General features: G+C 35.6%; 12 protein-coding genes. 11 read left to right on the forward strand and 1 reads right to left on the reverse strand.

The genetic code is table 11. The annotated features are described in order from the left end of the window. Positions 1-29: 29 nt before the first annotated feature. From QUH73_RS13420 to QUH73_RS13450, 7 genes are all read left to right on the forward strand, one after another. Complete coding sequence (locus QUH73_RS13420) at positions 30-3,080, forward strand: SusC/RagA family TonB-linked outer membrane protein (RefSeq protein WP_289530949.1); 3,051 nt, start codon at positions 30-32, stop codon at positions 3,078-3,080. A gap of 11 nt (positions 3,081-3,091) precedes the next feature. Then, a complete protein-coding gene (locus QUH73_RS13425) occupies positions 3,092-4,603 on the forward strand; it encodes a SusD/RagB family nutrient-binding outer membrane lipoprotein (RefSeq protein WP_289530950.1) in 1,512 nt (503 codons plus the stop codon). 330 nt (positions 4,604-4,933) lie between these two features. Then, a complete protein-coding gene (locus QUH73_RS13430) occupies positions 4,934-6,139 on the forward strand; it encodes a metallophosphoesterase (protein ID WP_289530951.1) in 1,206 nt (401 codons plus the stop codon). Positions 6,140-6,159: 20 nt separating this feature from the next. Further along, entirely contained in the window at positions 6,160-7,275 is a 1,116-nt protein-coding gene (locus tag QUH73_RS13435; protein WP_289530952.1) for a hypothetical protein, read from the forward strand. A 255-nt stretch (positions 7,276-7,530) separates the two neighbouring features. Continuing rightward, a complete protein-coding gene (locus QUH73_RS13440) occupies positions 7,531-9,720 on the forward strand; it encodes a glutamine synthetase III family protein (RefSeq protein ID WP_289530953.1) in 2,190 nt (729 codons plus the stop codon). A 163-nt stretch (positions 9,721-9,883) separates the two neighbouring features. After that, positions 9,884-12,241 (forward strand): PorE family type IX secretion system protein, encoded by a 2,358-nt coding sequence (gene porE / locus QUH73_RS13445; protein WP_289530954.1) that lies wholly within the window; start codon positions 9,884-9,886, stop codon positions 12,239-12,241. Positions 12,242-12,352: 111 nt separating this feature from the next. Beyond that, entirely contained in the window at positions 12,353-13,522 is a 1,170-nt protein-coding gene (locus QUH73_RS13450; RefSeq protein ID WP_289530955.1) for an AIR synthase related protein, read from the forward strand. Positions 13,523-13,592: 70 nt separating this feature from the next. Here the strand turns inward: QUH73_RS13450 and QUH73_RS13455 are convergent, their stop codons facing one another. Continuing rightward, complete coding sequence (locus QUH73_RS13455) at positions 13,593-15,638, reverse strand: DUF3857 domain-containing protein (protein ID WP_289530956.1); 2,046 nt, start codon at positions 15,636-15,638, stop codon at positions 13,593-13,595. A 265-nt stretch (positions 15,639-15,903) separates the two neighbouring features. On the opposite strand from QUH73_RS13455, the gene prfA reads away from it, so the two are divergent. The 4 genes from prfA (at position 15,904) to QUH73_RS13475 (ending at position 20,476) form a co-directional block, all read left to right on the forward strand. Further along, positions 15,904-16,989 (forward strand): peptide chain release factor 1, encoded by a 1,086-nt coding sequence (gene prfA, locus QUH73_RS13460; RefSeq protein WP_289530957.1) that lies wholly within the window; start codon positions 15,904-15,906, stop codon positions 16,987-16,989. A 153-nt stretch (positions 16,990-17,142) separates the two neighbouring features. After that, complete coding sequence (gene pyrF / locus QUH73_RS13465; protein ID WP_289530958.1) at positions 17,143-17,970, forward strand: orotidine-5'-phosphate decarboxylase; 828 nt, start codon at positions 17,143-17,145, stop codon at positions 17,968-17,970. Between the two features lie 110 nt (positions 17,971-18,080). Next, positions 18,081-19,367: a DUF2851 family protein gene (locus QUH73_RS13470; RefSeq protein WP_289530959.1), complete on the forward strand. Its 1,287-nt coding sequence runs from the start codon at positions 18,081-18,083 to the stop codon at positions 19,365-19,367. A 68-nt stretch (positions 19,368-19,435) separates the two neighbouring features. Beyond that, complete coding sequence (locus QUH73_RS13475; protein ID WP_289530960.1) at positions 19,436-20,476, forward strand: potassium channel family protein; 1,041 nt, start codon at positions 19,436-19,438, stop codon at positions 20,474-20,476. The last annotated feature ends 335 nt before the right edge of the window (positions 20,477-20,811 follow it).

Raw genomic sequence — 20,811 nt, forward strand, 5'->3', positions numbered from 1 at the left:
TTATTTTTTACTAACCAAAAATTAATACAATGAGAAAAATTGCATGTATTACCCTAATCATGCTTCTTGGTTGGCAAGTATCCTGGGCACAGGATTTGCTGGTTAAAGGCAAGGTTACGGACAGTGATAAGGTATCTTTACCCGGGGTATCCATTGTCAAAAAAGGAACATCGACTGGAACCATTTCAGATATAGATGGAAAATACGAATTGAAAGCAGAGGTTGGTACTACCTTGGTATTTAGTTTTGTTGGGATGGAACCTCAAGAGATTCAGGTTGATGATCAGGAAAATATTAATGTAGAGCTTGTTGCTCAGTCGGTTGGAGTTGGAGAGGTAGTTGTAACAGCTATGGGTATCAAGAAGGATAAAAAAGCCTTGGGGTATGCCGTACAAGCCGTAGATGCAACCGAACTTTTAGAAGGAAACCAAAATAATTTGGTAGGTGGTCTTCAAGGAAAAGTGTCGGGTGTTACAATTGTTAATTCTGGTGGAGCCCCAGGCTCCTCTGCTGTAATTCTGATTCGTGGAGGGACTTCAATTACGGGTGATAATCAACCATTATTTGTAGTCGACGGTATTCCTATTGATAATTCAACCAGCTCAAGTCTGGAAGTTGCGAGTGCTAACAGAGCCTCTGACATTAACCCTGAGGATATTGAAAGTATTTCGGTACTAAAGGGAGCTGCAGCTGCGGCACTTTATGGAATACAAGCTGCTGAAGGTGCGGTTATTATTACAACCAAAAGAGGGAAAGCAGGGGCGAGTGTTATTAGTTATTCAGGTTCAATGTCTGTTAATCAGGTTCTTGGAACTCCGGATATTCAGACACAATATGGACAAGGTAAACAATTGGTGAGTGCCCAAGGTACTACAATTGATACCGATTCTGAATTTTCATGGGGAAATAAATTGGCTTCAGGTGCTTCCGTTTATAAAAATATTGAAGACTTTTACAGTACAGCTATAACACAAAATCATAACGCTAGTTATTCTGGTGGTACTGAGAAAGGAAACATATATATTTCAGTAGGAAATGTATCGCAGGATGGTGTGGTCGAAGAAACAAGCTACGATAAGACTTCTTTTAAGGTTAATGCAAATTCTAATTTTAATGAGAAATTAACTTTAGGTGTATCGGCCAATTATATTACCACTAAAACAAAAAGTACAAAACAAGGTAATGCTTCAGGAAGTAGTTTCAAAAGTTTATTAGCTTATCCGGTTAATATAGATGCTAAAGATTATTTAAATACAGATGGATCTCAAAAACGTTTTTTTGCATCACAAGAATTTGACAATCCATATTGGAGTATTCACAATAGCCCGAATACTGATGAGGTGGATCGCCTTATTGGAATTTTGAGTTTAAATTATGATTTCTGTGAAGATTTAAGTTTATCCTATAAACTTGGAATTGACCATTACAATCAATTTAATAAGAAAATTACAGGAGATGATGGTTTCGTTGAAAATCGTGAAAGTGGATACATTAGTCAATTTGAAAAGGAACACTCTAAGCTGACATCAAATTTATTCTTAACCTATCAGAAAAAAATTACAGATGATTTTTCATTGGATGCAATGGTAGGTAATTCTGTTGAAGAGTTAGATATAAGAACAACCTATACAAACGGAGATGGATTTCAAGCTCCTGGTATTTATAGCATTGGAAATGTTCTGATTGAAAATCAATCGATAAGAGAATTAATTACTCGTAAACGAACTGTAGGTTTATTTGGAGAATTAAAGCTAAGTTGGCAAAATGTGCTGTTCTTAACAGCCACAGGAAGAAACGACTGGTCATCAACATTACCAAAAGATAAAAGATCTTTTTTCTATCCATCTGTTGGAATGTCTGCTATTGTTACCGATTTTTTAAAGAACAACGGCACAGATATTACTTCTCCATCAGGACTTAATTATTTAAAATTGAGAGCTACATGGGCAAAAGTTGGTAAGGATGCTCCTATTGGTGCATTGGAAAGTTCTCTGGGGACTAATATTAATGGTTTGGCTAGTTCTGCGTATACATGGAATGGTGTTGATGTTGGAAATCCGGATTTGGAACCAGAGTTTACCAATAGTTATGAGGTGGGAGTCGATACCAGATTTCTTCACAATAGAATTGGACTTGATTTGAGTTATTATTACAGTAAATCTGAAAATCAAATATTAGAAGACATTAGGGTTCCGCCTACAACAGGGACTTTTTATGCTACTCTTAATGGAGGATCTATTGTAAATAAAGGTTTGGAAGCAATGCTTTCTCTAAAAATATTTCCAACAACATCTAAATTTAGATGGGATATGGATTTGAATTTTGGAATGAATGATAGTAAAGTAAAAACTCTTCCTGGTTTCTTAAACGAAGTTTACCTATCTGATTCCTGGACATTTAATAGTTCTGCTGCAGGAGCCGCTGTCCTAGATGGGTCATTATTTTGTCTTAGAGGTAAACGTCCGCAACAAAATGAAAAAGGTGAAGTTGTAATTAATTCTAACGGATTACCCACTCTGCAAGATGCAACATATGATGATGTAAATCGAATTCCGGATTGGACATTGGGAATTACGAATTCTTTAAGTTACAAAAACTTTAGATTGTCATTTTTGATTGATATCGTGCAAGGTCAGGAAGTTTATAATGCTACAGAGTCGGCATTATCTTATTATGGACTTAGTGAAAATACGCTGGACAGAGGCGAATCGGTAATTTTACCTGGCGTTGATGTGAATGGAAATGCAAATCAAATAGCTGTTGTAAAAGATCAAAGCTATTATCAGAAATACTATTCTTTAAATTCTGAGAACTTTGTAGAGGATGGATCCTTTGCCAGATTAAGATATGTGACCTTATCCTACAAATTTCCACAAAGAGTATTGGATAAATTATCGCTGACTGCATTGGAAATTTATGCAACAGGAAGAAATTTGATCACAATAACCAATTATAGTGGTGTGGATCCAGAGGTAAATACTTTTGGCGCCGGTATCTCAGGTGCTGGGTCAATGTCCATCGATAATTTGGGTACTCCTAATGTGAAAGGTTTTGATCTTGGTTTAAAATTCAAATTCTAAAATTTAGAAAAATGAAAATATTTAGATATATATTAGTAATAATGGTTCTTCATCTCACTGCGTGTAGTGAAGACTATTTTGATGTAAACAGCTCCGAGACGACTCCAACAACAACATCACTGGAACCACAATACAGAATTCAGGGAGCAATCGAAAATACAACAGGAACTGCACAATACAGATCTATTAGAGAAGTATTGGGAGTAATACAAAACGGTGCTCAGGGTACGGCAGATTATGATTCTGAAACCTGGAATTATACATTTACAACAGGTCGTTATTTTTTATGGCAGAATGCTTACGTTTATTCACTACCTAATACGGCTGATTTAATTGTTTTGGGGACAAAATACAATGCACCTAACTATGTTGCCGTTGGTAAAATATTACGAGCTTATATATTGGGGATGACTACCGATCAATATGGAGACATTGTGACTAAGGGTACGTACGATGGAGAGAGCACAATGAACATTACTCCTGAATTTGTAAGTCAGAAAGAAGTCTATCAAACGATATTTCAATATTTAGATGAAGCGATTGGGGAATTGGATCAGGAAAGTTCAATTGAATTGAATAAAGAAAATGGTGATGTTCTTTATGGTGGAGATCAACAAAAGTGGAAGCAATTTGCTTATGCGCTAAAGGCAAGGCATTTAAATCATCTTTCCAAAAAATCATCGGGAGATATGGCTTACGATGCAGATGCAATAATTGCTGCATGTGCCAAGGCGATTAATTCAAACGACGTAAATGCTCAAAAAAATTACGGTGGTGGAACGGCTGAAAATGACAATCAGCCATTCAGTGCGCACGGCTATGGTTCCAGCAGATTTGATTATTTTTCTGAGTTCTTTGTGAATTTATTGAAAAATCCTTTGAATCTGGACACACCTTACGAAGATCCTAGATTGTCTGTTATTGTACCAGAGGCGGTAAATGGAGGATATCAGGGAATTGTTATTGGTACAGCAGTGCCTAAAGACAATGAAGGAAACTCTTTAAAAGATAACTATTCGCCTGGTAATGGTGGCTTTTATACTAGTGCAGCATCACCAACTTACATGTTTACGTACAGTGAGGTGAAATTTATCGAGGCGGAAGCTAAATATAGAAAAGGAGATTTATCAGGTGCTTATGATTCTTTTAGAACAGGTGTGCAAGCTGATTTGGAAAAGCTGAGTGTTGGTTCTGAAGATATTACTGCTTATTTGACCCTGTTGGATAGTGAAGTTGGAACAACCAATATTAACCTTTCTCACATCATGGTTCAAAAATACATTACAAACATATTAAATGCTGAAACTTGGGTAGATATGAGACGCATGGATTACAGTTCGGAAATATACCCAGGTTTAAAACGTCCGGAGAATGTGAATTTGGATATTTTTCCTGGAGAAAATGATTGGATTAAGGCTATGATGTATGAGTATAATGAGGAAGATAGGAATTATGTTAATATGCCAAATAACAGTCCTTATGTGAGATTGACAACACCTGTTTGGTGGGATCAGTTGGAGTAGGAGTTGATTTTGGAATTAGAGAGCTTTAAGAGCCCACTCTTTTACGAGTGCAGTTAATTAATATAATCGAACAAAATCCTGGATACTAATTCAGGTACTATGTAGTAGTAGTGTAACAGGGATTCTTCGGGATCCCTGTTTTTTTGTATGTAAAAGCTTCATTAATTTTTTACTATCTTCATAAGATGCCATCACAGTTCGTATTCGAACACCTGCTGTGTTAATTACGGACAGTTAACTCTTTTTCATTTTTTAAAATATTGGTTTAGTTTTTGATTTAAAGAGATATAGTAATTTTGGTATTTGATTTGAATAAGAAAAACAGATGATATGTATCGAAGGGTTAAGTTTTATAAATATGTAATTGTATTATTCCTGGCTGTAATTAATTTATGGTCATTCAATGTGGAAGCACAAGAAAAGAAGAATGAATTAAGCTCAGGTGCATTTTCATCTTACGATAAGGTTTTTAACGGCAATATTCAGGATCTTAATTTAGATGATTATGCAGATGGTCCGCATTTCTTTTGGCTCGACGATAAAACTGTGAAGTCGTGGTATATTAATCATGAAAAAGAGGGGAATACAATTGATATCCGGGAGAAAAAGATAAAGATAAAAGGTGATTCGGTATTGGTTAAAGGACAAAAAGGTGATCGAAATGAGTATTGGCTTCGAAAGGGAAAATATCCAATTCAAAGTGCAGAATATTCAGGGGTGACAAAACTGTTGGCAATTGGCGATGTGCACGGAGAATATGATGTACTGGTGGAATTACTTCGAAACATAGGAGTCGTTAATGAAAACTTGGATTGGGATTGGGGAGACGGACATTTGGTTTTTGTTGGAGATATTTTTGACCGGGGAGATAAAGTGACCGAAAGTCTGTATCTAATCAAGAAATTACAGAGACAGGCAAATGAAAATAAGGGGAAACTACATCTATTGTTGGGAAATCATGAAGTAATGGTTTTAATGAACGATTCTCGTTACGTTGCTCCGAAGTATAAGAATATGTGCCAAAGGTTAATGTTTAATTACCCGCGTTTTTTTCGGGTAGATACAGAATTGGGGAAATGGCTTCGATCATTAAATTCCGTGGTTAAAATTAATGATTTACTATTTGTTCATGGTGGCTTGTCTCCTGATTTAGTTGATAGAGGACTTAGCTTGGAGCAAATAAACAATGATATTCGAAATAGTTTAAGTGCAGATAATAAGATGACACATGAGGAGTTGATGAGATCCATATATTTTCCCGAAAACCCCTTGTGGTATAGAGGTTATCTGATGAAATCAAGAAGTTATTCGATCATTACTAATGAAGAATTAAATAAGGTACTTTCTTATTATGATGTTAATCGAATTTTTTTCGGGCATACAGAGGTTGAATCGATTCGTTTTTTACATGAAGGTAAGGTCGTAGCAATAAATGTTCCAATGGGATATTCTGAAATTGAGCCTCAGGTAGTGTTAATTGAAGATGGAAAATATTATCGTTGTTTTTCAGATGGAAGAAGAGAGTTAATTGAATAATGTTTTTACAAAATAATGCAATGAGTAGACTGTTGAATACAATTGGGCTAAAAAATAATAACAAGAAATGTTTTTTCACAAAAGCCTTCTTAATCTTATTGATATTTCTCTATTCGATTCCAGTTAGTGCTGTTTCCAAAAAGGATAGAGACAGCTTGTTGCAATTGCCATTGTTTAAAAACGAAAAGCTCCTTGAGTTCGAATTAAAAACTAATTTATCCAATTTGCTAAATGATATTGGTGAGGATCGGAAGTATCATAAATGCGAATTGCGGTTAATTGAGAATGAGAAGCAACTAGGGAATAAGATAGATGTTGAAGTAATGACCCGGGGAAATTTCCGAAGACGAAAACAAAACTGCGATTTTCCGCCATTACGATTTAAGTTGCCCGTAGAAAGTGTAACAGGAACTGAGTTCGAAGGGCAAAGCAAGTTAAAGTACGTAAGTCATTGCCAGTCTTACGAGGATGGATTTGAGCAGAACACCATAAAAGAATATCTGATCTACAAGATGTATAACCTTATCGACGAACACAGTTATAGGGTTCGCTTATCACAAGTTTCATTCATAGATAGCCTTACTAGTGATACCATTAGTAAGTTTGGTTTTTTTCTGGAAGATAAAAATGACCTTGCCACCCGAAACGGGAAAGTGATACTGCATTATAAAAATTTAAAGCAATACAATATTCTTCGAAAGAATATGGTAATGCTGTCTTTGTTTCAGTTGATGATTGGAAATTCAGACTGGGATGTTTGTCGGTTGCACAATATTGATATTTTGTCGGTGGATGAACAGAGCATTCCAGTTGCAGTACCTTTCGATTTTGATTGGTCGGGAATAATCAATCATACTTATTTCACCTTGGATCCTACGATAGCTTCTGATGCAAAGTACAAACGAAAATATAAAGGTTACAGATGGAGCGATGAGGAACAGAATGCTGCTTTTACAGATTTTAATGAACTGAAGGAAGTATTTCTGGAATTGATTTCACAATGCGAATATTTAAATGAAGAGAATAGGCATGGATTAACAGAGTATATCCTCAAATTTTATGAATTGATAGGCTCAAAAAAGGATGTCAAGGACGTTATTCGGAAAAATGCTCCTAAAATTCCATTGGTCAGATAAAAAGTAGGTTTTTTTTGAAAAAAACTGAAATTTTAAGCGCAAACGATAAAAATAAGGGGTTTTGATCCTGTTTTTATCGTTTTTTTGTTTGGTTGAGGCTGTTTTTTTTGCAAGTAGAATTGTGAAATTGAATTATTTTATTCACATTTGTACCATTACAAAGGGGGGTGTTGAGTAAAAATTAAATATTTTTTTGCTGAGTACCCCTTTTTTTCAATACGGATTAAAATATCAACAACTAAAATTTTTGCGTTTATGACCACAATTAGATTTAAAGCGTTAGGGGAGTTACTTAAAAGAGAACCTAAAGCGGTTCATTTTCCTTCAAATAAGGTAACTGATTATTATGGGGAATTAGTTTTTAATGTAGAATCTATGAGAAAGTATCTTTCTAAAGAGGCTTTCCGTGCAGTAATGACTGCAAATCAAAAAGGTTTGGCTGTAGATCGAAAAATGGCGGATGGTATTGCTGCAGGTATGAAAGCATGGTCCATTGAAAAAGGAGCAACTCATTACACTCACTGGTTTCAGCCATTAACAGATGGAACTGCTGAAAAACACGACGGTTTTATCGATTATGGTGATGGTGGTCATATGATCGAAAATTTTTCTGGAAGTTTGTTAGCTCAGCAGGAACCTGATGCATCTTCATTCCCTTCAGGAGGTATCCGTCAAACATTTGAAGCCCGTGGTTATACAGCTTGGGATGTATCATCTCCGGCTTTTATTGTTGGTACTACTCTTTGTATTCCTACTATATTTATATCTTACACAGGAGAGGCTCTTGATTACAAGGCGCCGTTACTGAAAGCATTAGCTGCAGTTGACGAGGCCGCTGTTCCTGTTTGTCAGTATTTCGATAAAAATGTAACTAAAGTTCATACCAATTTAGGATGGGAACAGGAATATTTCCTAATTGATGAAGCTTTATATTTGGCTCGTCCTGATTTGGTTTTAACAGGTCGTACTTTAATGGGACACTCTTCGTCTAAAGATCAGCAGTTGGATGACCATTATTTTGGGTCAATCCCAGAGCGTGTTACCGCTTTCATGATGGAATTGGAAGTTGAATGTCATAAATTGGGAATTCCTGTGAAAACCCGTCACAATGAGGTGGCTCCAAATCAGTTTGAGCTGGCACCTATTTATGAAGAAGCTAACCTTGCCAATGACCACAATCAGCTGGTTATGGATGTTATGAAAAAGGTTGCCCGTCACCATAAATTCCGTGTTCTTTTCCACGAAAAACCATTTGCAGGTATTAATGGATCAGGTAAACACAATAACTGGTCATTAGGAACCGATACAGGTGTTGTTCTTTTAGCTCCAGGTAAAAACCCTAAAGCGAATATTCAATTCCTTACTTTTGTTGTAAATACTTTGATGGCTGTATATAAAAATCAGGATTTGTTGCGTGCTTCAATTCTTACAGCATCAAACAGTCACCGTTTAGGTGCTAATGAGGCACCACCTTCAATTATTTCAGCTTTCCTTGGAGATGAAGTTTCAAGTATGTTGGATAGAATTGTAGAGGAAGTTGGTGAAAGAAAAATGACACCTGATGAAAAAACAGCTTTAAAATTGGGTATTGGCAGAATTCCTGAAATTATTTTAGACAATACAGATCGTAACCGTACTTCGCCATTTGCATTTACAGGAAACCGTTTTGAGTTCCGTGCTGTTGGATCTTCAGTGAATAACGCTGCGGCTATGACAGCTTTAAGTGCGGCTGTTGCTGTTGAGTTAAGAGAATTTAAAATTGCAGTAGATGCTTTAATCGAACAAGGAATCAAAAAAGATGAAGCAATCTTCCAGGTTCTTAAGAAAATGATCATTGAATGCAAGCCAATCCGTTTTAATGGAGATGGTTATTCTGAAGATTGGGTAGTAGAAGCTAAGAAAAGAGGCTTAACAAATATTACAAGTGTTCCTGAATCAATTTCTAAGTATCTTGATCCAGCAGCTAGAAAGTCTTTGATTGGAAGTGGAGTAATGACAGAGAAAGAATTGGAAGCTCGTGTTGAAGTTGAATTAGAAAAATACACTAAGAAAATTCAAATTGAAGCTCGTGTTCTTGGAGATTTGGCAATTAACCATATCGTGCCAACGGCTGTTGCTTATCAAACTAAGCTAATTCAAAACGTTCAGGGCTTAAGAGATATCTTTACCAACAGTGAGTATGAAGAATTGTCTGGTGCACGTAAAGAGTTAATTAAAGAAATTTCGGTTCACATTAGTTCAATTAAAGCTAAAGTGAGAGAGATGATTGATGCTCGTAAAGCATGTAATGTATTGAAAGAAGGTATGGAAATGGCTACGGCTTATGATGAAAAAGTTCGTCCTTACCTTTCTAGTATCAGATATCATATTGATAAGTTGGAGTTGGTCGTTGATAACGAAATGTGGCCATTGCCAAAATATCGTGAATTGTTATTCAATAACTAGTCGAGACAACAATAAAAATTGCAAAAGGATGTTCATTTACTTGAACATCCTTTTCTGTTTTATATAAGAAATGTTTATCTCTACTAACAAAACATTGACCACTGGAATAAAATAATTATTTTTATACCTTGTTAGTACAATAATTGAATTTTAAACTCATCTGATGAAGCTTTTTTCCAATATCTGTATTTTTATTATTCTGGGAGTATTTGTTTCCTGTTCTTCGCAATCCTACGTAAATCGAGGCGATAAAATGGTTCAATCCGGACAGTATTATTATGCACAAGGTTTGTACGAAAAGGCTTACAAAAAGTCAAAGGATAAAGAAGCTAAAGCTGATATTGCATTTAAAGCTGCTTCTTGTTTCGATCAGGTAAATGAGGTGCGTAAGGCTTCCTCATGGTATCGAAGAGCCATATTAAACCGGGATACTTTCTCAAATGCAGTTTTAAATTTAGCTTATGCTGAAGTGAAAAATGGGAAAATGGAAGAGGCCGAGGAAAATTTCTGGGAGTATCAGGATCTAAAGCCCGAAGCAAAAGCAGAGAATGATCCTTCTCAGATCTTAAAAAGAATTAGCACGTGGGAAGAGTATCCGGGAAGATATAAAGTTGAGATATTAAATGACTTTAATTCTTCGAGCAGCGATTTTTGTCCTGTTTATATGGGGAAAGATACGAATGTTATCTTTTTCTCTTCAACGAGAAAGTTGAATGGTAAGCCGAAAAAAGATGGTGTGACCGGAGATTTTCATTCAAATATTTTTGAATCGCATTATTCCAATGAAGTGATCCGAAAGAGTAAAAAGAGAAAAGGGAGAGAGGCAACATCACGAAAAGTAATTGTTGATACTTATCAATGGAGCAAGGCTCGTGGTGTGGGAGATACAATTAATTCTGAATGGAACGAAGGTGCTGCATGTTTTTCTCCTGAGGCAGATGTGTTGTATTTTACTTCTTCTCGAAAAATAACTAAAGACAATCAGGGAACAAAAATATTTGTTGTGCAAAGGCAGGAAGATGGCTGGGGAAGTGTCGCTCAACTTGATCTGGTTCCGGATAGTCTGTCCGTGGGACACCCTTCTATTTCGGCTGATGGTAATATTCTGTATTTCGTATCCGATATGCCTGGAGGTTACGGAGGAAATGATATCTGGATGGCAAAAAAGAGTGGAAGCAGTTGGAGTGAACCTCAAAATATGGGTCGGCCAATCAATTCACCAAACAATGAGTTGTTCCCCTTCATAAAGAACAATGGCGATTTATTCTTTACTTCTGACCGTAAAGAAGGTATGGGCGGTTTGGATATTTATCAGGCAAAACGGCAGGAAACCGGTGTGTGGAAAGTGGAGAATATGAAATATCCAATCAATTCGACTGCCGATGATTTTGCAATAGTATTCCAGCCTGATCAGGAGAAGGGAATGTTTACATCTTCGCGAAAAAACGGCAACGACGATATTTATAGATTTGATTATGTGCCTTTGCAGTTTTCTTTTTCGGGGAAAATTGTAAACTCTGAAACAAACGAATTTATTGCTAATGCAGATGTTCATATCGTTTCTTCGAATGGTGAGCAAATGGATAGTAAATCTACTGAAGACGGGCAATTTAATGTGGAGCTTGATCCTGAATCGGAATACATTGTAATGGTTTCAGCTGAAGGATATCTAAATGGCAAAGAGCAGGTGAGCACTTTAGGAATAGAAATCAGCCGTAATTTTAAATCAGTTATTGGTTTAAAACCGATTGAAAAACCAATTGAATTGCCAAATATATTTTACGATTTTGGATCTTGGCAATTAAGAGAAGAATCTAAAACTGCTTTGGATGGTTTGGTGGAAACATTAAATGATAACCCTAAAATTACGATTGAACTGGGATCGCATACCGATTATGTTGGAAGTGAGTCTACAAACCGCGATCTTTCTCAGAAAAGAGCACAGTCTGTTGTCGATTACTTAATAGAGAAAGGAATCTATTGGGATCGATTAATAGCTCATGGTTATGGAGAATCGAAACCTCAGACAATTAATGCGGTGAAGGCAAAAAAGTTTAACTTTTTAGCGGAAGGTGATGTGCTGAGCGAATCTTTTATCAGTAAACTGAAAGAGAAAGAGAAGGAAGAGGCTAATCAGTTGAATCGCAGAACCGATTTTAGAGTGCTGTCAACAGATTATCAGCCGGGGCCAAATTCTAAAGTAAAACCAGGATCTGATTCCAATCAAATAGGGAATACATTAATAAAAGATTTATCAGAAATTAAAGGTGTTTTCTATACCGTTCAGATAGGAGCGTTCAATAAAAACACAATGCCGCCAATACTTCAAAAATACAAAGTTGTTTTCCGCGGAAGCGTGGATAATTCTACGTTGAGATACACTACCGGAATATTTGATGATTTGGAAGAAGCCAAGGCTGAAGCAGGTAAGATTAGTGAAACTGGAATTAATGCATTTGTAATCGCTTACAATAAAGGGAAAAAGATTACCTTTGCCGAAGCAAAAAAATTGAAGAAGTAAATGAGTAAGTAAGAGTGAGTGAGACTATTTTAGGTGTTTGCTATTGAGCGATTTAAAGTCTTCTAATTCTAATCTTTTTGCTTGTTGCTTTTACCTTTTATCTAAACAACCATGAGAAAAGACGAAAGATATAACCTTAGAGGAGTGTCAGCTTCGAAGGAAGATGTGCATAGTGCAATTAAAAATCTGGACAAGGGATTGTATCCAAATGCATTTTGTAAAGTTGTTCCCGATTATCTTACCGGCGATGCAGATTATTGTAATATTATGCATGCCGATGGCGCAGGAACAAAATCATCTCTTGCCTACATGTATTGGAAGGAAACAGGAGATATTTCTGTGTGGAAGGGGATTGCTCAGGATGCATTGATCATGAATTTGGATGATTTGCTTTGTGTTGGTGCAGTTGATAATATTCTTTTGTCATCCACAATTGGAAGAAATAAGAACCTGATTCCGGGAGAAGTTCTTTCTCAGATTATTAACGGAACAGAAGAATTATTAGCTGAGTATAGTAAAATGGGAGTTAATATTCATTCTACAGGTGGAGAAACTGCTGACGTAGGAGATTTAGTTCGAACCATTATTGTCGACTCGACGGTTACCTGCCGAATGAAAAGAGAAGACGTAATTACCAATGAAAAAATCCAGGCTGGCGATGTAATTGTTGGTTTGTCATCATCAGGGAAGGCAACTTACGAAACAGAATACAATGGAGGTATGGGATCTAATGGCCTTACCTCTGCGCGTCATGATGTATTTTCAAAATATTTGGCCGAAAAATATCCTGAAAGTTATGACAATGCTGTGCCAGCGGAATTAGTTTACTCAGGGAACTGTAAATTAACTGATAAAGTTGAAGGAGTTGATATTGATGCAGGTAAATTGGTGCTTTCTCCAACCAGAACCTACGCACCGATTATTAAAAAAATCTTGGATCAATTTCGATCTCAAATTCATGGGATGATTCACTGTTCGGGAGGTGCTCAAACGAAAGTGCTTAATTTTGTTGACAATATTCATATCGTTAAGGACAATATGTTTTCGGTTCCTCCTTTGTTTAAACTGATAAAAGAACAGAGCGGAACTTCATGGGATGAGATGTATAAGGTGTTTAATATTGGACATCGGTTTGAATTATACGTTCCACAGGAAATTGCCGAAAATATTATCTCGATATCAAAAGAATTTAATGTAGATGCTCAAATAATTGGCCGTTGTGAGCCAAACACAGGAAAAAAATTGACGATAAAAAGTGAATTTGGAGAATTTGAGTATTAAGACATAGGAATATACTACAAAAGAGGCTGTCGATAAGACAGCCTCTTTTTGTTTGAAATCAATTAGAGATTTATTTTATTGCGGTTGGCTCGACTTTTTTCAATACTAAAATTTGGTTTTCTTTGGTGATAACATAATTGTAAAATTCTTTTAAATACTCATATTCAGAAGGTAAATATTGCGATTTCCCTGTGTTAAAAGAGTATTTAATCATCACCTTGTTAGCAGATTGATTAATTTGGTATATGTATTCCCCACCATTATCAGGAAGCGTAATTTTAGAAGATTTTGGTTGTTCTTCAATCATATAACTCATGGGAAGTTCCAAAATTAGCAGGTAATTTACGGTTATTGGATATCCAAAATTAACAGGATACTCTCTTTGTTCCAGTTTAAACGGGTTTTCATGTGTTTTGTATTTTAAAATAGGATTCAAATAGATTCTTTCACCTTCCATGTTTACAAGGTTTTCTATTTCTGTTGAGTAGCTAATTTGCAAGGGCTTATTTTTGTCTTCTAGATTTTTATATTCAATTTCTGAAATGTTCCAGTCTTCATAATCCGATTCTAATTTCTCGGTGTGACCGTCTGTGTTATTCGAAATCTTTTTTCTGATATCCACTCCTTCATAGTCATAAAAAGCTTCGGACACTTTACCTTTAAGCTTGCCTTCCTTTGTTAGACTAAGGGTCGACATAATTGCAATTTTTGATCCTTTGCTGGGATTAAGGTTGATCCACTCTGAGTTGGTTTCGGTAATTAATCTGCCTTTGTCATTTAAACATCGAAACGGAAGAATTCCGATTGGACAATAGGGATCTGTTGCATCCATTAAATAGTTTTTGTCTCCTATCTTTGCGCAGGCAACAACATAGTTCATTTGGGTTATTGTAGGATGCGATGGATGAATAATTCCGTTTTGTCGTGTGCTCAAAACAACAGGATTCGTTTGTATTCCAGCCGTACGCAGCATGGCTACTAAAAGTAGATTGATTTCAGCAGAACTTCCCGATTTTTCTTTCCATATAGCTCTTAAGCTTTTGTCGCAAAACAGACGTTTTTTCTCATTCCATTTAATTGTATTCTGCACTGCTTGGAAAATTAAAACCGTTTTTTCTTCTTCGCTTTTTGCGTCAGCAATAATTTCAGGCAGAATGTCCTTAATAAATCCATCTTTTTTTAAGGCTCCTCCAAAATCGTCTGATTTAATTAGTTTGTCTTGAACATCCTCCCAGGTGGAAGTGAAATTATGCAATACTCCGTAATCATACTTGTAAGATTGCAATTCAAATTCAATGCAGCTTAAGTAGTTTTCTTCGGCAAGCATGTACGATTCTGTTTTAAACGAAGGAATGTTTTCCGCATAGTATTCATTAACATTGGAATTGGGTGTGAGAGTATATTGGTGTACTTTGCTATCAATATTTCCTGTGGAATTATCTCTGTATTTAATCAAAAAATTTTCTGGCCTGTTCGTTTCATCTAATTTCTTTATGGGATAGTATCCTTTTGTTGTAATCTGATAGTTGAAATAACTTGGGATTCGTGTGTTGTATTTTGAATAGACAACAGGAATGCTGTATTGAAATTGCCAGGCTCTAAAATTTTGATAGAATGGAGAGGAAATTTGATACTTTATTTCAATAACAGAGCCTACTTTTACGTTTGGCATTGTAAATTTTACTCTTTTGATAGTTGGAGTTGTTTCTTCGTTAAAAATTGAATTCTTTTCCAACTTATCGATAAGAATTTTTTCATCTAAATTATAGGTTCTTGCTTTTAATGCGCCTATTTTCTCTTCTCCGTTTGTACTATGATATAATGGAATTTTAAATGTTGCAAAATCAAAGCCTTCCGGTTTTAGTATTTTTATTCTCACATGACGCTCAAATTTACAGATAAAATCAGTATCATCATTTTTGGCTTCAGTTTCAAAATAAGAAGCTCCGCTGTCATATAAAATAATGGCAGATGCACTGGTGTCTTGCTCGTAAACTTTCATTTCCAATTCTTCCACAGAGACTTTTCCAAATTTAATTTTTTCATTATCAGCCTTGGAGCTGCCAGCTAATAAAATAAGAAGAAGCGAAAAAGTAATCTTCATTAAATTGTTCATAGTTTGTTTGGTTAGGGTGTGATTATAATATTTTAATCCTGTTAGTTGGGCAGTTTAGATCCACATTTCTAAAATTAAGATTTATTAGATTAAATAAAAATTTTTAAATGAGTGATAAATAATTTGCTACGCGAAAATATTGGTCAAATAATTCATAAAACAGCCTCAAGTCGTGGATTTCTTAAAAATCAGCATCTAAATAGTGAAAGCTTTATTTAAAATGATTTTATTTTTATAATTTTGTCCAAAATTTAGAATACAGAATATGAGCAGTAATTTGTTACTCGATAAATTAGAAGGTGTCCTTATCCGATTCAAGGAGGTTAGTCAGTTGATTACCGACCCCGAGGTGATGGGAGACATGAAGAGGTATGTAAAGTTAAGCAAAGAATATAAAGAATTGGAAGCTGTTTCGGATGCGGCTAAGGAATTTAGAAATGCTCTTGATAGGATTAAAGAATCAAAGGAAATTTTAAACAGCGAATCGGATGAGGAGCTGCGCGAAATGGCAAAAATGGAATTGGAAGAATTGGAAGTTAAAATTCCTGAGCTGGAAGAAGAAATAAAATTGCTTTTGATACCTGCTGATCCCGAAGATTCTAAAAATGCTATTCTTGAAGTTCGTGCGGGTGCCGGAGGAGATGAGGCTAGTATTTTTGCTGGTGAATTGGCCAGGATGTATACAAAGTTTTGCGAATCTAAAGGTTGGAAGGTTTCGGTTTCGAGTTTTAGTGAAGGAACTTCCGGAGGATATAAGGAAATTGTAATGAACGTAACCGGAAACGGCGTTTACGGGATTTTAAAATATGAATCGGGAGTACATCGTGTGCAAAGGGTTCCACAAACAGAAACACAAGGTCGTGTTCATACCAGTGCAGCTTCGGTTGCTGTTCTTCCTGAAGCGGAAGAATTTGATATCGATGTAAAAGATAGTGATATTCGTAAAGATACGTATTGTTCATCGGGTCCCGGAGGACAGTCTGTGAACACAACCTATTCTGCCATTCGTTTAACTCACAATCCAACCGGTATTGTGGTTACATGTCAGGATCAGAAATCACAGATTAAGAATTTAGCCAAAGCAATGGTTGAATTACGTTCCCGTATTTATGCACTGGAACATCAAAAATATCTTGATGAAATTTCATCCAAGCGTAAAACAATGGTTTCTACCGGCGATAGATCAGCAAAAATCCGTACATACAATTTTCCGCAGGGAAGGGTGACGGATCATCGTATTAACTTTACGATGTACAATTTGGCGGCCACAATGGATGGGGATATTCAGGAGGTGATTGATAAGCTTCAAATTGAAGAAAATTCAGAACGACTTAAAGAAAGTGGTTTGTAATAATATTGGCAGTGGTTTCTCCACTGCCTTTTTTGTAATATCTAGTAAACAACCAAAGAATGAAACGCCCGTTTTTCTATAATCAATATTCTGGGTATGATTATTTAAATTTGAGGAAAGTTCCATCTGATCGAAAAATTAAAATTATAACGGATGAATTATCAAGCATTATTCGAGCAAATTAAGAAAAAGAAGAGTTTTCTCTGTGTAGGTTTAGATAGTGATATAAAGAAAATACCTGCTCATCTTTTAAATACTGAAGATCCGGTTTTCGAATTCAATAAAGCAATAGTTGATGCTACTGCAGAATTTACTGTTGCCTATAAACCGAATATTGCATTTTATGAATGTCTTGGTGCAAAAGGATGGATTAGTCTTGAAAAAACAGTAAACTACATCAAAGAGAATTATTTAGATATTTTTTTGATCGCTGATGCTAAAAGAGGAGATATTGGAAATACCTCAAAAATGTATGCAAGTGCTTTTCTTGAGAATATGCCTTTCGATTCAATTACCGTAGCTCCTTATATGGGCGAAGATTCGGTAACTCCCTTTCTTGAATACGATAATAAATGGGTGATTCTTTTGGCTCTTACTTCAAATAAAGGAGCTTTCGATTTGCAGTTTTTTGAACAGAATAATCAGAAATTATTTGAAAGAGTTCTGGAAAAATCTCAGGAATGGGGCACGAAAGAGAATATGATGTACGTTGTTGGAGCTACAAAGGCTGAAATGTTAGGTGATATAAGAAAAATTGCTCCGGAACATTTCTTGTTAGTTCCGGGTGTTGGTGCTCAGGGAGGAAGCCTGCAAGAGGTGGCTAAGTATGGAATGAATAATGCTTGCGGATTATTGGTGAATTCTTCGAGAGGAATTATTTTTGCTGATTCTTCGGAAAAATTTGCTGAGGTTGCTAAGGAGGAATCCAGAAAGTTACAGGAAGAAATGGAGCTTTTGCTTAAAGAGAAATCATTGATATAGATTCAGATTAAATATTTTACAAGGCGGTAATCAATGATTTACCGCCTTTTTTATTGATAAACACATGATAAATTGTTAAATTCGATTTTTGATGATTTAAAATTGATTCGATGAATGAAGATTTCCTGCAGTTTATTTGGAAACAGAATCTGTTTTCTAAAACAAGTCTTTTCTCCACAAAAGGAAATGCAATTGAGATTATTGATGTCGGAAAACAAAATTTCGACTCCGGACCTGATTTTTTTGATGCAAGAATAAGGATAGACAATGTTCTTTGGGCTGGAAATGTAGAAATACATCTAAAATCTTCTTCCTGGTATTCTCATGGGCATCATACTGATCGGGCATACGAAAATGTTGTGTTGCATGTTGTTTTGGAAGATGATTCATCTGTTGTTCTGAAAAATGATCGCGTCATTCCCTGTTTGGTGCTTCGTTTCACTCCTGAATTATTGAATAACTACAGAAAGCTAATGTTATCTGAAAAATGGATTCCCTGTGTGGATGAAATTGGTAAGATTGAAAGTTTTTTTGTTCGGAATTGGCTTGATAGAATGCTTTTGGAACGTTTGGAGCGGAAGTCTAACGAGATTCAAAACATTTTAGAGCAAAATAACAACTCTTGGGAGGAAACATTTTATCAGGTGCTGGCACGATATTTTGGTATGAAAGTGAATGCGGATCCCTTTCAACAGTTGGCCAGATCCATTCCAATGAAATTCCTGGCCCGGCAAAAGAACTCGATTTTCCAATTGGAAGCATTGCTGTTTGGCCAGTCAGGTTTATTTGAAAAATTCAATTGTGAAGATACATATCTTAATAAGTTGAAGCTGGAATATGAATTTCTGGCTGATAAATATCAATTGAAACCTTTGACTCCTGGTCAATGGAAGTGGTTACGGTTGCGACCATCCAATTTTCCAACAGTTAGAATTGCGCAATTCGCCGCCTTGGTTCATAATTCCCAGTCCTTGTTTTCACAAATACTTTGTGCGAATTCAATAGAGGATATCGAAAAACTATTGGACTGTCAAGCTTCCGAGTACTGGACAACTCATTATCAATTCGGATCGGATTCGAATGAAAAAGTTAAGATTCTTGGGCAATCGAGTATTAACGGGTTAATTATTAATTGTGTTATCCCTGTTTTATTTCTCTATGGGGTAGTAAATGACTCTCAAAAATTGAAAGATAAAGCTTGTGATTTGTTGGATAAAGTTTCTGCCGAGGAGAATTCAGTTACTCGGGAATGGAAAGAATGTGGTGTTAAGGTAAAGTCCGCGTATCATTCTCAGGCTTTATTGCAATTGAAGTCCAATTATTGCGATTTATTTAATTGTTTGCAGTGTGAATTTGGAAACAGAATTATTCGTAGCGTTGATATTGATTTATATTGATGAAAATATAATATTTCCGTTGTTTTTGTAAGGCTTTAATGATTATATTGGATTTTAATCTTGCACGAATGAATAAACAGAAAATTTGGGAGGAAAACATACGTACATTAAGCATTGCAATGTCATTTTTGATACTGGCAATTCTTATTGGTACAGGTGGATTCATGTTTTTGAATGATGCCTATACTTTTATTGATGCCCTCTATATGACCGTGATTACGATTACAACAGTGGGTTTTACTGAAGTGCATCCGTTGTCAGATACAGGGAAACTTTTTACAATATTTTTAATTTTCGTCAGTTTTGGAATATTTGGATATTTAGCTTCAGCAGTAACCAGATTTATTTTAGATGGCGTTTTTCGTAGAAATTTAAAAGATTATAGAACCGTGAGAAGTATAGAGAAATTAAGTGGACACGTTATTGTTTGTGGTTTTGGAAGAAATGGGAAACAGGCATGCCTTGAATTGATGGCACATGGAGAAAATGTTGTTGTTGTTGACTCTGAGGAAAGCAGTATTGATAATGTTCGTTTGATTCCGGAACTATTGTTTGTTCAGGGAGATGCTACTCAGGAAGAAGTGCTGCATAAGGCAAATATTTCGAATGCAAAAGCATTAATAACAGCAATCCCAAATGATGCGGAGAATGTATATGTTGTGCTTACTGCCCGGGAAATGAATTCAACGATAAAGATTATATCCCGATCAGAGAAAAGTCAATCCGACAATAAATTAAAAAGAGCAGGTGCGAATAATGTTATTATGCCTGATCGACTGGGAGGACAACAAATGGCAAAACTGGTTGCACAGCCAGATATTGTCGAATTTCTGGATAATATTCTGTTACAATCAACAAAAGGGGTAAATTTAGTAGAAGTTAGTTGTTTGGAGTTGGCTAATTGTTTTGTTGGGAAATCCATTCGTGAGTTAAATGTAAGAGATAAATCGGGCGCCAATATAATAGGTTTAAAAGATGAAGGTGGGGCATATGTATATAATCCGTCTCCCGAAATAGTTTTGGATAAATCTTTTCATCTATTTGTTTTAGGAAACAAGGAGCAGGTTTACAATCTTAAGCAATTATTAGTAAAAGATATATTAGAGTGAATTCTTATTATTGAGATAGAATTGGAAATCACAACCTAGGTTGTGATTTTTTTTATGGCTGTAAATCAGTGTTTTGACTTTTTGTTTTATTTTTTCTCATAAAACATTTGGAAGTATGGAGACTCTTCTGTTATATTTGCATCCACTTTCAACGGAGAGTGGATTTATAAAATGGTTGTTTAGTAGTATTTTATAGGCAGTGGTAGGGTGGTCGTAGGAATCTTTTTATGATTGTATACACCTACTAAACTTCCAATTTTATTTTTTTTAAAATTTTTTTGATTAGGGATTAGGATATAATGAAATAAATGATTTATCTTTGCACCCGCTTTAAG

This window comes from Labilibaculum sp. K2S, from assembly GCF_030372765.1.
Lineage (GTDB): Bacteria > Bacteroidota > Bacteroidia > Bacteroidales > Marinifilaceae > Labilibaculum.

Bases quoted from the DNA above. Each gene is read 5' to 3' on its own strand.
- QUH73_RS13450 (WP_289530955.1), top strand. From the start codon at position 12,353: ATGAGAAAAGACGAAAGATATAACCTTAGAGGAGTGTCAGCTTCGAAG.
- QUH73_RS13475 (WP_289530960.1), top strand. From the start codon at position 19,436: ATGAATAAACAGAAAATTTGGGAGGAAAACATACGTACATTAAGCATT.
- QUH73_RS13435 (WP_289530952.1), top strand. From the start codon at position 6,160: ATGAGTAGACTGTTGAATACAATTGGGCTAAAAAATAATAACAAGAAA.
- QUH73_RS13425 (WP_289530950.1), top strand. From the start codon at position 3,092: ATGAAAATATTTAGATATATATTAGTAATAATGGTTCTTCATCTCACT.
- pyrF (WP_289530958.1), top strand. From the start codon at position 17,143: ATGAATTATCAAGCATTATTCGAGCAAATTAAGAAAAAGAAGAGTTTT.
- porE (WP_289530954.1), top strand. From the start codon at position 9,884: ATGAAGCTTTTTTCCAATATCTGTATTTTTATTATTCTGGGAGTATTT.
- prfA (WP_289530957.1), top strand. From the start codon at position 15,904: ATGAGCAGTAATTTGTTACTCGATAAATTAGAAGGTGTCCTTATCCGA.
- QUH73_RS13420 (WP_289530949.1), top strand. From the start codon at position 30: ATGAGAAAAATTGCATGTATTACCCTAATCATGCTTCTTGGTTGGCAA.
- QUH73_RS13430 (WP_289530951.1), top strand. From the start codon at position 4,934: ATGTATCGAAGGGTTAAGTTTTATAAATATGTAATTGTATTATTCCTG.
- QUH73_RS13470 (WP_289530959.1), top strand. From the start codon at position 18,081: ATGAATGAAGATTTCCTGCAGTTTATTTGGAAACAGAATCTGTTTTCT.
- QUH73_RS13455 (WP_289530956.1), bottom strand. From the start codon at position 15,638: ATGAACAATTTAATGAAGATTACTTTTTCGCTTCTTCTTATTTTATTA.
- QUH73_RS13440 (WP_289530953.1), top strand. From the start codon at position 7,531: ATGACCACAATTAGATTTAAAGCGTTAGGGGAGTTACTTAAAAGAGAA.